The 13621-nt window shown below is 38.2% G+C and carries 12 protein-coding genes; 5 read left to right on the forward strand and 7 right to left on the reverse strand.

What is annotated here, in order from left to right; all coding sequences use genetic code 11:
* Positions 1-430: 430 nt before the first annotated feature.
* Entirely contained in the window at positions 431-1084 is a 654-nt protein-coding gene (locus H5157_RS14385; RefSeq protein ID WP_024597670.1) for a GNAT family N-acetyltransferase, read from the reverse strand.
* A 153-nt stretch (positions 1085-1237) separates the two neighbouring features.
* Between H5157_RS14385 and H5157_RS14390 the strand changes: the two genes are divergently transcribed.
* The 3 genes from H5157_RS14390 to H5157_RS14400 all read left to right on the forward strand — a co-directional run bounded on the left by H5157_RS14390 (position 1238) and on the right by H5157_RS14400 (position 2624).
* A complete protein-coding gene (locus H5157_RS14390) occupies positions 1238-1474 on the forward strand; it encodes a DUF2789 domain-containing protein (RefSeq protein WP_002958240.1) in 237 nt (78 codons plus the stop codon).
* A gap of 96 nt (positions 1475-1570) precedes the next feature.
* The gene (locus H5157_RS14395; protein WP_007378199.1) at positions 1571-1837 is read left to right on the forward strand and encodes a hypothetical protein; all 267 of its coding nucleotides are present in this window, start codon (positions 1571-1573) and stop codon (positions 1835-1837) included.
* Between the two features lie 13 nt (positions 1838-1850).
* On the forward strand, positions 1851-2624 hold the full coding sequence (locus tag H5157_RS14400; RefSeq protein ID WP_182724936.1) for a Zn-ribbon-containing protein: 774 nt from the start codon (positions 1851-1853) through the stop codon (positions 2622-2624).
* Positions 2625-2690: 66 nt separating this feature from the next.
* Here H5157_RS14400 and syd read toward each other — a convergent pair whose 3' ends face one another.
* Positions 2691-3230 (reverse strand): SecY-interacting protein, encoded by a 540-nt coding sequence (gene syd / locus H5157_RS14405; protein WP_182724937.1) that lies wholly within the window; start codon positions 3228-3230, stop codon positions 2691-2693.
* A 59-nt stretch (positions 3231-3289) separates the two neighbouring features.
* Between syd and queF the strand changes: the two genes are divergently transcribed.
* Entirely contained in the window at positions 3290-4135 is an 846-nt protein-coding gene (queF, locus tag H5157_RS14410) for an NADPH-dependent 7-cyano-7-deazaguanine reductase QueF (protein ID WP_039488544.1), read from the forward strand.
* A gap of 205 nt (positions 4136-4340) precedes the next feature.
* On the opposite strand, the gene H5157_RS14415 is transcribed toward queF, so the two are convergent.
* The 3 genes from H5157_RS14415 to H5157_RS14425 are packed head-to-tail and all read right to left on the reverse strand — an operon-like array spanning position 4341 to position 10695.
* The gene (locus tag H5157_RS14415) at positions 4341-5246 is read right to left on the reverse strand and encodes a peptidylprolyl isomerase (protein WP_182724938.1); all 906 of its coding nucleotides are present in this window, start codon (positions 5244-5246) and stop codon (positions 4341-4343) included.
* Between the two features lie 32 nt (positions 5247-5278).
* Positions 5279-8968, reverse strand: coding sequence for a translocation/assembly module TamB domain-containing protein (locus H5157_RS14420; protein ID WP_182724939.1), 3690 nt, complete (start codon positions 8966-8968; stop codon positions 5279-5281).
* Positions 8968-10695 carry an autotransporter assembly complex family protein gene (locus H5157_RS14425; RefSeq protein WP_182724940.1) on the reverse strand — a complete coding sequence of 576 codons (1728 nt, stop codon included), beginning with the start codon at positions 10693-10695 and terminating at the stop codon, positions 8968-8970. The genes H5157_RS14420 and H5157_RS14425 overlap by 1 nt, the downstream gene beginning before the upstream one ends.
* A 214-nt stretch (positions 10696-10909) precedes the next feature.
* On the opposite strand from H5157_RS14425, the gene H5157_RS14430 reads away from it, so the two are divergent.
* On the forward strand, positions 10910-11245 hold the full coding sequence (locus H5157_RS14430) for a ribonuclease E inhibitor RraB (RefSeq protein ID WP_007378192.1): 336 nt from the start codon (positions 10910-10912) through the stop codon (positions 11243-11245).
* Between the two features lie 44 nt (positions 11246-11289).
* Here the strand turns inward: H5157_RS14430 and H5157_RS14435 are convergent, their stop codons facing one another.
* Positions 11290-13041, reverse strand: coding sequence for a DEAD/DEAH box helicase (locus tag H5157_RS14435; protein ID WP_182724941.1), 1752 nt, complete (start codon positions 13039-13041; stop codon positions 11290-11292).
* 124 nt (positions 13042-13165) lie between these two features.
* Positions 13166-13468, reverse strand: coding sequence for an H-NS family nucleoid-associated regulatory protein (locus H5157_RS14440; RefSeq protein WP_007586043.1), 303 nt, complete (start codon positions 13466-13468; stop codon positions 13166-13168).
* Positions 13469-13621: the final 153 nt, after the last annotated feature.

Raw genomic sequence — 13621 nt, forward strand, 5'->3', positions numbered from 1 at the left:
TGGCTGTCCTGCGTAAACTAACGCTCCTGCTACTTCCTGTAGCGTCATCCGTGATTATCCTAAAGTAACTCCTAGCTACTAAGTGCTTCATGCACTTCCTTATTCTTCCTTGTATCCGTTTTAGCTTGTCCTTTATGCTTCCTGCTAGCGTCTGCTATGTTGCCTATTCCTTATCCTTGGCAGTAACTCAATCATTGAGCTATGTCGTCTTGACAAAGAGAAGTTTAAAGCAATCAGGGGAGAGAAATAGGACTTAACATTAAATAAATAAACGTCACAAAAATGAAAAAACAAAATAAATACTGCAGAACAATAGCTTAGAACAAAAAAGGCTACTTATTAGTAGCCTTTAAGTGACAATGCTTACGATGATGTGAGATATATCTCACGGTCTTATGTCCGTTTGGGCGCATTGGCTTACATTATAATTTTAAATAGTTGGCTCAATTATTGATTTAAACAGTAACTCGCCCTCTACTTGGTTAAAAGTAAGGTGTTTAAATGCTTCAAACTTTTCAGTTTTAAAAAATTCAATGTGCTCCTTACGTGTTACAAATACAGCCATCCCTGTAGACTCAGCGTTACATTTAACTAAGTCGTCAAGCCCACGTAGTAAGTAACGACCAAAGCCTTGTCCATGAAAATGCGGATCTACGGCAATAAAAGCTAAAAAATAGTAATTGCCTTTTTGCTTAAGGGCGTCTCTAATTGTTTGTTCTTTATCTATTAATTGATTTGTTTGCAAGTAGCCCGCACTCAGCATTAATTTTAAACGCCAGTGCCAATAACGCTGCGCTTGTAATTGGCTATTAGATTCAAATACACACGCTACTGCTTTTAATTTATCGTTGCGGTATAAACCAATTAATGGCTGTTTTTCTTGCCAAAAACTACTGAGTTCTTCGCGAATTAATGATCGTAATTTTTTTTCGTAAACTGATTTATTTTCGTCATTGTAGCTAAGCATGTTTAGTAATACAGGATCGTCATGATAAGCCTGATAAATTAGGCTCGCTGCAGTACTAATATCTTCTGCAGCTAAATACTGTACGCTGAACGTATCAGCTGGTGTGGTTACACTCATTGTATTTCCTTTATTATTTTAGCTATAGGCTGTTTAACTTTAAACCTAACTATATACCTAAAATTATTAACCGTAAATTCAGCGAGAGTTTAACTAGCAGGAGGTACAGTTAGGTACTAGTATGAATTTTCATTCATTTAAAGGAGCAATTTCATGGATACGACAAAACACGACATTAACACACTTTTTGCACAGCTTGGATTACCAAATAGTGATGAGCAAATAGATGCATTTATTGCCTCACATGAATTAGAAGACACAACACTACTCCAAGAAGCTTCTTTTTGGGATGAGGCACAACAGCACTTTTTAGCTGAATCCCTCGCACAAGACGGAGATTGGAGTGAAGTAATTGACGAGTTAGATGTACGCATTCGTCAAAGTAAGTAATTTTATTTAATGTACCCTCCCTTATTTATTGCTAACATAGCATCTGCGCAGCATTTATATGCTGCGTATTTATTTTATTAAAGAGTTATATATCTAATGAATTCAGTTGTATTTGATGCAATCAAAGCCCTTCTCGATGAAGGCAAAACCCCTACTGTAGCACTAACTAAAAGCCGTTTGGCGCAACCGGTTCCAATGCCGATGATTATTGCAGCAGTAAGCCAATATAAAAACAATCCTGATTCAATTAATAACTTCATGAGAAACCCACAGCAGTCAGATAATACTGAGCTTAAAACAAGTCAATTAGATAGAATTGAGCAAAAACTCGATAAACTTCTTGCGCTGCTAGAACAAAAATAATTTGAGACTATAAATGTTCGTTGTTGATTTAACTTTTGATTGCTACCAAGACACCACCCTAGAACAAGCCGAACAAGCAATAAATCGCTTAGTAAATGCACTGCGTTTTAATGGTCAAATAATGGGGGATGAATTTCCAACCGTTTTAAAAGATGGATTTTTTATTACCCGCGTTATGTGCCCGACCGAAGATGCAATGCACCCGCTAAATAACAGCCCGTTTGTTAAGCACAGTATCGAAAAGTTACATAGTGCTGGGCTACTTGCGCCAAAAGTAAAAGTGATCGGACAAGATATTCACTCCAACGGCGCTGATTGCTGCAAAGAACCATCAAGTTATATTTTATATACAACCTATGTGCATACGTGCAGCCCGCTTTATTGTGGTGATGACTTTTTGCCTGTGCCGCTATTTCGTATTCCGGCAATTGCTAATGGTGACTATAAAACGCTTATAAAATGGCAAGAAGATTGGCAAGCCTGCGATCAAATTCAAATTAACGGCGCAACCCGTTGTGAATTTCCGGCGCTTGAAGAAATATCGAGTATTAAAAGCGACTTATATAGACGCGGAAAAGACATAACAAAGCGAATTAGTTTTTTAACTAAAAAGCCAACCTATTATTATTTATACCGTGTAGGCGGCGTAGATAAAGCGTCTGAACTTGAACGAAAATGCCCTAGTTGTAATGGCGATTGGAAATTACCTGAATCGTGGTTTGGGTTATTCGACTTTAGGTGTGAGCCCTGTGGCTTAGTGTCTAATATATCGTGGGATTTTCAGTAGTTACACTAAATTAATGAGCAACAATAGCTTGGTGCTAACTGCACCAAGCTGATTGTTGAATAGACTCTAAACCTCTAATGCCTTTAAAAAAGCATTAATGTTGGGAGCAAGTACATGGTGTGTGTTTTTGCCAACATGCTCTAAACATACTTCACCAGTGTGCACCAATACACTTACTAGTAAATCATCTTGATCTGTTAAACCAATAAATACTGTTTCTGGCTGCTTGAGCTTGCGTTTCATTAAAACGTGACCCGTTATATTTTGCTGTAACAAATTAAAGTCTTCTTCGTTCCATGCTTGTAGTAATTCAACCTGGTGCCCATCAATACTTGCTAAAATACTTCCACCGTACATATGTCCGTATAGCTCGCTAAGCGCTTTTGGAAACTCAAGCTCAAGTGCACTGGCTAAATCATTAAGCGAACCTGCAGGTTGCTGACGCGCCCCCTGCCATTGAATGTTTCCTTGCTCGTCAACCTCACCAACTTCACATGGGCTTGGCCATTGCTCGTCGTGCGCAATAAGTGGGTACTTTGTAGTGTTTTTAAGGGTATTTTCGCTAAATGTTTGATGAAGTTGTTCTATAAGCAATGCAACAGGCATACTGTGAAACTCATTTAAATTAGATATAATGTCCCTATTGTAACTATTTAAGAGCAAACATGACAGATTACAGCAATTCTCCAGACCTTAAAGGTAGCGTATTAGGCCAATCTACTGAGTATGTAGATGTGTACACGCCAAGCTTGCTTTTCCCTATTGCGCGCAAACTAAATCGTGATGCTTTAAATATTGACGAAGCAGAGCTTCCATTTAAAGGCCAAGATATTTGGACAGGTTACGAGCTTTCATGGCTAAACAATAAAGGTAAACCGCAAGTTGCCGTGGCCTTATTTACCTTTGAATGCCAAAGCAGCCATATTATTGAGTCAAAGTCGTTTAAACTTTATTTAAATAGCTTTAACCAAACCCGATTTGAAAGCATTGATGTAGTAAAACAGCATTTAATTGATGATTTATCAAACGCAGTTAACAGCCCTGTCAAAGTGACTTTATATAATCCTGATGATTACAATTGCTTACCGTGTACGGCGCTGCCAGGTGAATGTATTGATGATTTAGATATTGAGATTAATAATTACGATATTGATGCTAATTCACTTAAAGCAAAAAGTGATGAAGTAGTTACTGAAACGCTCTACAGCCATTTACTTAAATCGAACTGTTTAATTACCTCCCAGCCTGACTGGGCAAGTGTAATTATACGATACACAGGCGAGCAAATATGCCGTGAGTCGTTATTGCGTTATTTAATTTCATTCAGAACACATAACGAATTTCATGAGCAGTGTGTTGAGCGTATTTATAGCGATTTAACAACACAACTTAATATTAAAGAGTTAGAGGTTTACGCGCGTTATACTCGTCGCGGTGGGCTTGATATAAACCCGTATCGCTCTACACATTATAACGATACGCCATTTGCAGTTAAAATTAATCGTCAGTAGGTTATTTTTAATTGGAATATGGGTATTAAAAAAAGGAGCCTAGGCTCCTTTTTACATTTTTTAATTAATACCAATTCCATTAAGTATGTGATCTAAATTTTACGCAGAAAAAACAATTCAGTTCTAGGCGTAAATTGATGTAAATGGTTGTCCCCTTTGCGAAATTTACAACAAAGAAATGGGTTGTTTTAGCAAGTAAAATAGATCAGCTATTTATTGGAATTGGTATAACTTCGCGCTTAGTGGGTATGGGCATACCACACACGTCAACGTAGTTATGTGCTTTAACAAACCATGGCTCAACACGGTTTTTACGAGCATTTATTAAGTTTTTAAACACCGATGAGTTTGTTTTCATCACTTTAAATATACTTTTATCGCTTTGTACATCACCAAGTACTTGTATATTGGTAATTGGGTTAAATGCTTTTCCTTCAGTTGGTGTACGCGCTAAACGGTTAAAATGCTCTATACCTTCGAGCAATCGACCAAACACAGTAATATTTTTATCAAGGTAGCGCGGGCCTTGCCCTATTGTTACAAAAAACTCCGTACTCGCACTGTTTATATCGTTGTCGCGCGCCATGGCAAACACGCCACTACAATGCACTTGCCATGTTTGCGTATGTGCTGAGTTTTGAGCTACTGCAAAGCCGTTTAAAAAGCCGGTAACTGGTGCATATCCGTCGCCATTTAGCTCAGTAATTAAAAGTGGTTTGTTTGTTGTTAAATAAAACTCAGCAGGGACTGTTTTATCTGCCGTTTTAATTAACTTTTTACCCAAGCTGTCGCCACCTTGCGCTACAAAACCCTCAACAAACCGATAAACGCTGGTATTTTTATAAAACCCTTCTCGTGCTAACTTTTTAATGTTTTGAACGTGCTTTGGGGCAAGCAGTTCATTAAGTTCAATGTACGCATCGCCCGTTGGCAGCGTTATCTTTAAAATATTTTGGGCGTTCACTACTCGCCAGTCATTGTCTGTTGCACTAGCAATAACTTCACTCGCGCTCAATAAAGGTAGCTCTTGATTAACAACATCATTGCCAAATTGTTGAGCACAACCGCTTAATAAAACACTAAGCAGAGCTGGCAATATAATTTTCCTCATCGCTTATATCCTTATAATTATTATAGTTTTGGTTATTCCCAGTCAAACTTATATAGCACATCAACATTTTGATATAGGCCGCTCGTTATTTCTATGTATAACTGTGAAAGTAACTGATAACGCACAGCCACTTCACTGAGCGAATCAAATACACCCACGCTATATTTAACTTGTAAGCTGGGTGCTACGTAACCAGATATTTCTACTTTGGTGCTATCACCACTACCTGATGAGCTTAAACTTACATCTGACAGCCCAAAGGTTTCACCTACCTTAGAAACAACCCCTTCGCTGCGGCTAACCCCTTGAGAGAGTAATAACTGTGTAAGCATAGCATCGCTTGACGAACTTTCTCCATCACCTAAAGGTTGGCCATTAAGTAAATATGCAAGTGCTTGTGCTTGATCCATCGCAGGCTCAGAAAATATTTTGAGCGTTGGTTGTTCAACATTACCTGTGAGCGTAACCCCTGCAATGACACCATTTGCAGTCGTATCGGGGTTACGTATTGCTTTAATATTTAAAAATGGTTGTTCAATTGAACCGCTAAAACCGACTTGCCCGGTGCTGATTATTAAATCTTGCCCAAAGGCTAAGTAAGTACCTTCAATTAAGTTAAGCTCACCTGTGGCTATAATTGGTGCTCCTTGACTCATTTTTATCGCTAAATCACCCGCAACTTTTGATTCCAAGCCAAACGATTCTACTTTTACATCGTTTTTGACAATCACTTTTAAATCTATGTCGTAATCAAACGGAACTGTTTCGGTGGCCTCGGTTTTTTGATCAACAATAATTTCATCATCGCTAACTTGCACTGCGCCCTCTGGGAGCTCTTCAATCATTATACGACCGTAAGGCACAACTACCTCACCAGCAAGCTTGAGTGCATTATTAGCCAAGCCTATTTTTAAATCCGGCGATACTTTAAAAGTAACCCCTTGCTGCGCACGTACATAAAACTGCTCGCCAACTACCGCCACATTTACAGCAGGTTGCGCACCTTGCCAATCAACGTCACCGGTGAGGTTTATTTTACCGCCCTGGTTGTCGTTTAAGTTGCCTTTTATTGTGGCTGTTGTTTTATCAAACAATACGTTTATATTTGATTTTTGCAGCGCTATAGGCAATTGCTCGCCCTCTAAACTAATATCGCTCACATTAAGCTCGCCATTTAATAATGGATCTTTTAACGTACCTGCTAACGCGACTTTTCCACTAATATCACCTTTTAACTGCTCAAGGGTTTCAAGAAATGGTTGTAAGTCTGAAAGGAGTATTTTATCAATATTAATAGTGCCGTTAAGCGCTTGCGTATTTTGTATGTCGTCAATATCAATTTGTGTGTTTATTTTACCAAGCACACTTGATTCTAAATTAGCTTCAAGCTTGCCAACTTGAGAGTCCGAAAATGCACTAACAGTTAGAGTTTCGATTGGTAATTTAAAACGATCTTCTTCCGAGGTAAGCACCGCTTCTAAGTCGCTAGAATCGATATTTGCGCGTAATGTTTTAAGCGCACCACTTTGCCAATTAAGCGCTACATCGCCAGTTATATTACCGCGAGTACGAATGCTATTAGGTAAAAAGTGCTTAAGCTCCTCAAGAGCTAAATTGCTTAGTTTAGCATTTAGCTGACCGAGGTTTTTTGATTGGGCTAAGGTGTCTATGCACAATTTACTTTGCTCAGATGCCCAACAATGTGCACTTACATCAAAGTCGCCACTTTGCGTATTAACCATAATGGCAATATTTTTAGTATTACTAAAACTAAGCTTTTTATCGCTGAGCGTTACATTACTAAGCTCGCCATTCCAAGTGGTATTATTAATTTTGCCATTAACTTCAAACTCTACACTGCCTTGCTCAGCATCTACAGATGCCGTAAGTTGGTGATCTGTTTTGTCGCCGCTAATATCAATTTTAACGCTATTAATTTGCTGTTCGGCTACAAGCGCCGAACCAACACTTACCGAAACATCGGTTTGCCAATCGGCTGCGGTATCTAACTGCCCTTTTACTGATAATTTATTAATGTTTATTTCATCAAAAATAAAGCGATCGAGTATTAGCGCTAAATCAACAGAGGGCGTTAACCTTTCCCCTCTCACTTTTAAATTTGCGTTGCCATCAGCAGTAAATGGAATATTAGCTTTTTCATCACTTTTAAGCGTTACTTTGCCATCAACCTGCCAAGTGTCATCAACTTGCCCGCTTAGTGCTAATTTATTGGTGCCGCTACTTAAATAAAAACTATCAATATTAGCTTTTAACGTGTTGTCGAGCTTAAAGTTTGAGGCAAATTCTAGTGGCACGTCGTTAAGTAATCCGTTTAACTTTGTATTATTCATTTGTAGCTGCCACTTGTCGTCAGCTGCATTAAACGAGCCTTTAAACTGTCCTGAAATATCACTGGTAGCGGCATCAGTTAAGTACTGCGCTTTTAAGTTAGCAAGCGTGCCATTAAAGTTAGCCTGTATGCCTTTTTGCCAATCAACATTGGCTTTTATAGTTGCACTGCTTTCGTTCGCTTTAATGCTTAGCGCTTGTAAAGTTGCTTTGGTGAGACTGCCTTTTAATTGGGTATTTAAGTCAACAGCTGGGTACGCGCCTAATTGGCTATTCCCCTGCAGGCTAAGCTGGTAATCGTCGGCATTACCTTGTGCATTGAGGCTTACATTTCGCACTTTAAGCTCATTACTTTGTGCATCAATAAGCCACTGTTTAATTTTGCCATTTAACTCAAACGGATAGTTTTTTTGCTTTAAATTTGCCGTTGCCGTTAAACTAAGTGGATATTGCCCCTGCGTTTCTAAATTTAAGTTTAGATTTGATAAGTCACCATTCAACTGCAAATTGGCTTGGTGCTCATCACTTTGTAAAACAACATCCCCTTTTACGGGCAAGTTCCCTGCAAGCTCAGCATTAAGGTGCGTATTAAGCTGCCACTGTTCATACTTTGCTGAGAATGACTCTAAATTAATAACCGCATCTTCCACACTTAATTGCAGCGAGATGTTTTCAATAACATGTTGGGCTTCGTTTTGCTCAATCGTAATGTTAGCTATTTCAAAGTCTTCAACAACTAAGTCAAGTGGCGAAGTAAATTCTATATTAGGTAATGCGGGTAGGTGCGTTAAAGGCGCTTGAGTATTTTGCGCCGTTTGTGTTTTCGCATCTTGTTCTTGCTCTTTTAAAGCAACAAGTATGGTGGGAATATTCAGGCTTTTAACCGTCAGCTTTGAACCCTCTGCTTTTGCTGAGAGTTTAAAGTGATTAACGCTTACGTTTGCACTTGGGTGCTCTAGAGTAAATTTATTGATCGCAATGTTTTTTACAGCAATATTAAAAGGTAAGCTGATTTTTTCAAGCGGCTCTGCAGCGGCTTCTTCTTGTGACTCTGCAGTTTTTGGTAATGTTAAATTTATAGATTTAGCACTTAAGTTATCTATACAAATTCCATCGCACTGCCACCAAAACAAATCAATTTTCAATTGTTGTGCATTAAAATCCAAGCCATTGCTAGTAAAGCGCACATTAAAGGCATCATTATAAATAAAACGGCCATCTTTAATTACGATATGTAGTCCATCTACCGCTTTGTTTGCACTATAAGCAATAAATTGATTACCGGGTGCGGTAAATAACAAACAAAATAGTGCAACAACTAACGTGACAAAAATAGCACTTACGGCGGCTGTTATCTTTTTTAATACTGACATTAAATTTCTGGCCCTATGGTAATACTTAAACGTGTGCTTTTACTTTCTTTTGTTAATCCCCAAGCGTGGTCTATACGCACTGGGCCAACGGGTGTTAAATAGCGAAAACCAAAACCAGCGCCTACTTCAAAGTCATCAGAAAAATCATTCGTTGCTGTACCACCGTCAACAAATAAAGCTGCGCGCCAGTTTTGAGCAAACTGATAGTTGTACTCTATTGTACTGGTTAGTAAGTATTTACCACCGATGAGGTCGCCATCATCATTTTCTGGCGATATTGATTGGTACGCAAAACCACGAACACTTTGATCGCCACCTGCGTAAAAACGCAGTGAGTAAGGTACGTTTTCAATATCATCAACAAGCATTGCACCAACATTTGCTTTTAAAAACACTAAATGCTTATCTAAGTATGTACGTAACCACGCATGTTGCATTTGCACCCTAATCAGATTAGTACTCGAAAGCACATCATCTAAACCAAACTCAGCAGATATAAGCCACTGCTCTCCCCAGTATGGAGTCGTGCCGCCTTTTGATTTTTTGCGGGCGTAGCTAATGCCCGGCATTAACATTTCGGTACTTTCTTCCTCTTCATCACCGATGCGGTAGGTTTCTTGGTCGCGGCGTAAAAATGCAGTACGCACCCACTTATTTTCGGTTAACCATTGGCGCTGAATTTGCCCCGTGAGTATTTCACTGTAGGTATCGTTTGTTAGTTCATCCTCTAATTTATATCCAGCAGAAAAACGCCATAAATCATCATTCGGATCATCAACTGGAATGGTATAAGCCATGGAAATATCTTGCTGCTTTTGCGCCACATTTAAATTAGTTTCGAGATAATGGCCGTCTTCTGTGATCCACGGTTTACTCCATTTAAAACGCACTTTGGGCCCTAAGTCAGTACTAAAACCGCCGCCAATTTCATAGCTATTTGCAGGCTTGTGCAACACATCTACCTTAATAGGTACTTGGCTATTTTTACGCGCAGCAATATCGGCGTAAACGCGCACGCTTGCAAAATAAGGGGTGCTTGATAAATCCAAATTATAGTCAGCAATATGTGTTGATTTATAAGGTTGACCCTGAGTAAAAGGCGCAAGCGAGCGTATGTATTTTTCAGCAGGCGTATTACTAGCTATTTTTATATCACCAAACTGGTATCTAACCCCAGTATCAATTACAAAAGTAATAACAGCACTATTTTTCTTAAGTGACACTTCTAATTTGCGCGCTGGCCACTTTGCATCAAAATAGCCAAGCTCCAATAGCATAGATTCTATTTTTTTATGAGCAGAGTCGTATCTACCATGATTTAAAACATCACCTTGTTTTAAGTTGGTATTTTTAATTAATGCCTGTAATTGTGGATCATTCTGGCCAACGCCGTTTAGCGTAATATTAATTGCTTCTATGCGAGTTGCAGGACCTCGCTCAACTTTAACAATTAACTCGCTGTCGTCTTTATCATAAATAACCTCGACGGTCGGGCTATAATAACCAAGTGCTTTAATGCTATTTTGTACTTGCTTTTGGGCATAACGACGAAGTGTACGGGTTGGTTTTTCACCAATTAATTGCTTGAGATAAAGGGCTACGTTATTTTCTAAATCGCCACTTAACCCTTTAATTTCGTAATCTTCTATGACTTTTTCTGCCGCATAGCTATTTGTCGCAATTAAAGCGCTCACAACACATATGCAACGTAAAAACTTAATAAACAAGTAAATATCCTTACTTTTAATATCTTACATAAAACTGGCTGATTACGCGCATATTAGCATAGCCATAATGAGCAACACATTAACTTAATGACAATCTAACGCGTAAATTTAACTTTGAATAAGTATCAGCATAATTAAAATTAGTACGCGTTAAGACAATATTTTAGTTACAATAGTGCCTACGAATAAAAAATTAATTTTAAATGAGTTTTTAATGCAATTCCCTGATGATGATAACGGCCAACTTTTAGCCGAAATAGCCGCTGCTGGCATTGATTTAAATAAAATGCACCAAGTCGATTTTTTTATTTTATTTGAACAAGAAGCCGATGCTGAAAAATTTGCTAAAGAAATAGTCTCTGATGCATTAGTTCAAAATGCTGAGCTTGAAAAATGTAAAGACACTGGCGTTTGGGAAGTAATCACTCAAGTACAAATGGTGCCAGAGCACACCCTTTTAGGCCAAGCTGAGCAATACATTGAAAGCATTGCTAATAGCTTTAATGGATATGGTGACGGCTGGGGATTAATGGACGGTGACGAGGCTTAGTTGCCTTTTAATTGTATTAGTTCAATGTACTCTATCAGTTAAGCTTAACGGCTTAACTGATTTGCCTTCCTAAAATTGCCTTTATAGTCAAATAGCTTATCAGCCACTTTCCAACCATACTTTTTGCTTTTTCGTGCAATAACAAAATCTGGTGGTACTAATTCAAATTGTGCGCTTACTACTTGCGCTGCAGTTTTAAAATTAATAGGTGTTTGTCCAAGTCCTACTCGTAGACCAAATTGCTTATTAAATATAAATTGCCCGCCCTTATTTGCGAGGTTATATACCTCATCGCAACTTGCGCCATCTTCATCAAAATACGTTACTTTAATAAGTTCATCTTTAATTTGAGTAACCGATAACCCACTACATCGAAGCACAAGTGCGTCTTTTAAGTTTAATGCATTGCGTAACTTATCATCAGGGTCGGCCATTACCGCGCCGCAATCATGGCATTTACGTGCAGCAATATCATTTTGGGCACCGCACTGCTCACATTCTTTAAACCTAAAACGATAATCGCACTGCTCTTTATGCCCATCATCATCTTCTAACAGGCCTTGGCAACGCCTGCCAAAGTGCTCTATTACTTTGCCAGTGGAGTCTGTTTTACCCCAAAATATATTCGCAAACCCACAACCTGGGCAAAGTACCTGCACAGGTTCATTATCACTATCGCCTTTTTTATCACCTACTTCTGGGTGAAATAAATTAAAACCATTGCCAGCATAATCTATTACTAAGCAATCCGTTTTTGATTCAGATAACCTTAAACCTCGCCCCACAATTTGTTGATATAAACTAACTGATTCTGTAGGTCTTAAAATAGCTATAAAGTCGACATGTGGCGCATCAAATCCTGTAGTTAATACCGAAATATTAACTAAATACTTTAATTGCTTAGCTTTAAATTGCTTAATGATTTTATCGCGCTCAGTGTTTGGCGTATCACCTGTGATTAGTGCACTTTGATGAGCTGGCAAGTAGCTTAATATTTCCTGGGCATGCATTACCGTGGCGGCAAAAACCATAACCCCTTCGCGCTCTTCACTGTATTGAATTACTTGCTGTAATATAGCCTGCGTTGCGCGCTCACTGTTTTTTAAAAGCGCATTCATGTCATCAGTCTTATATTGCCCAAATGCATTGCTATCTAAGGACGAAAAATCATAATGGCTAATTGCTGCATCAACTTCGTTAGGGGGCGTTAAATAATTATGTTTGATCATATACCTGAGCGGCAATTCAAAAATACAACTTTTAAACGGACTTTCTTGAGTACCCTTAACAAAACCATGATAATGGTGGTGGTATATCCACCCCATTCCTAACCGATAAGGTGTCGCTGTTAAACCCAATACTTTTAACTGAGGGTTATACTCTTTTAAACTGTTTATTACTTTACCGTACTGACTTTTTTTATCCCCATTTACCCTGTGGCATTCATCAATAATAAGTAATGAATAATGCTCATTTAATTTATTTAAATTACGAGAAAGTGATTGCACACTGGCAAAGGTTACTTGATGGTTTAATGATTTTTCTTTTAAGCCTGCTGAAAATATACTCGCCTCTAAACCAAAACTTTTATATTTTTGCGAATTTTGCTCTACCAGCTCTTTTACATGAGCAAGCACTAATATTTTTTGCTTAGCTATACGCGCAAGTTCAGCAATAACCAAACTCTTACCTGCGCCGGTTGGTAGTACAATAACGGCAGGATCATTACTCTTTCTAAAGTGTAAAACAGTGCGTTCTACGGCTTCTTGCTGGTAAGGTCTTAGTTTATAGCTCATGGGAAAACAAATAGATTTTAATAAGGGGATTTTAGCAAATTACTGCTATGACATTTAGACTTTAATTATATTTTATTGAGGGGTAAACAAAAAAGAGAAGCCGAAGCTTCTCTTATATTTAGCTTTAAGCTAAAAACTTTTCAAGCTCAACACCTTCAAACGCTTTAGGACGACGGCCACGGCCAGTCCATTCAATAGTCTCACCATTAAGTTCCATACGGTACTTAGGCTTAACTTTAGTGCGCTTGTCTGATGCTCCATCTTGTAAATCTTCTAGCGTAAGTCCTTTTTCTTTTAAAAGATCCAAAACTTCCTGTTTCGCTTTTTGCTGCTGGGTATATTTTGAAATTGCATCATTGATAAGCTGTTGGGCTTTTTCAAGATCCGTTAATGATGCTGTTTTAATAAAAGATCGGACTTCTTTCATCTATATCTCGCTAAATTGTGTGATTGGAATTATTTAAATATTCTTTTTTAGTATAAGGCTATTTTTCAAAAATAACTACGGCACATAATTTATTAATGTATATAAAATTTATTCATAAAAAAACCGCGATTAAAATCGCGGTTTTTATCGTTC

This window comes from Pseudoalteromonas sp. SG43-3 (assembly GCF_014164385.1).
Taxonomy (GTDB): domain Bacteria; phylum Pseudomonadota; class Gammaproteobacteria; order Enterobacterales; family Alteromonadaceae; genus Pseudoalteromonas; species Pseudoalteromonas distincta.

Coding starts and splice junctions, on each gene's coding strand:
- syd (WP_182724937.1), bottom strand. CDS start 3,230: ATGCCTGTTGCATTGCTTATAGAACAACTTCATCAAACATTTAGCGAA.
- H5157_RS14385 (WP_024597670.1), bottom strand. CDS start 1,084: ATGAGTGTAACCACACCAGCTGATACGTTCAGCGTACAGTATTTAGCT.
- H5157_RS14395 (WP_007378199.1), top strand. CDS start 1,571: ATGAATTCAGTTGTATTTGATGCAATCAAAGCCCTTCTCGATGAAGGC.
- H5157_RS14390 (WP_002958240.1), top strand. CDS start 1,238: ATGGATACGACAAAACACGACATTAACACACTTTTTGCACAGCTTGGA.
- H5157_RS14440 (WP_007586043.1), bottom strand. CDS start 13,468: ATGAAAGAAGTCCGATCTTTTATTAAAACAGCATCATTAACGGATCTT.
- H5157_RS14415 (WP_182724938.1), bottom strand. CDS start 5,246: ATGAGGAAAATTATATTGCCAGCTCTGCTTAGTGTTTTATTAAGCGGT.
- H5157_RS14430 (WP_007378192.1), top strand. CDS start 10,910: ATGCAATTCCCTGATGATGATAACGGCCAACTTTTAGCCGAAATAGCC.
- H5157_RS14435 (WP_182724941.1), bottom strand. CDS start 13,041: ATGAGCTATAAACTAAGACCTTACCAGCAAGAAGCCGTAGAACGCACT.
- H5157_RS14400 (WP_182724936.1), top strand. CDS start 1,851: ATGTTCGTTGTTGATTTAACTTTTGATTGCTACCAAGACACCACCCTA.
- queF (WP_039488544.1), top strand. CDS start 3,290: ATGACAGATTACAGCAATTCTCCAGACCTTAAAGGTAGCGTATTAGGC.
- H5157_RS14420 (WP_182724939.1), bottom strand. CDS start 8,968: ATGTCAGTATTAAAAAAGATAACAGCCGCCGTAAGTGCTATTTTTGTC.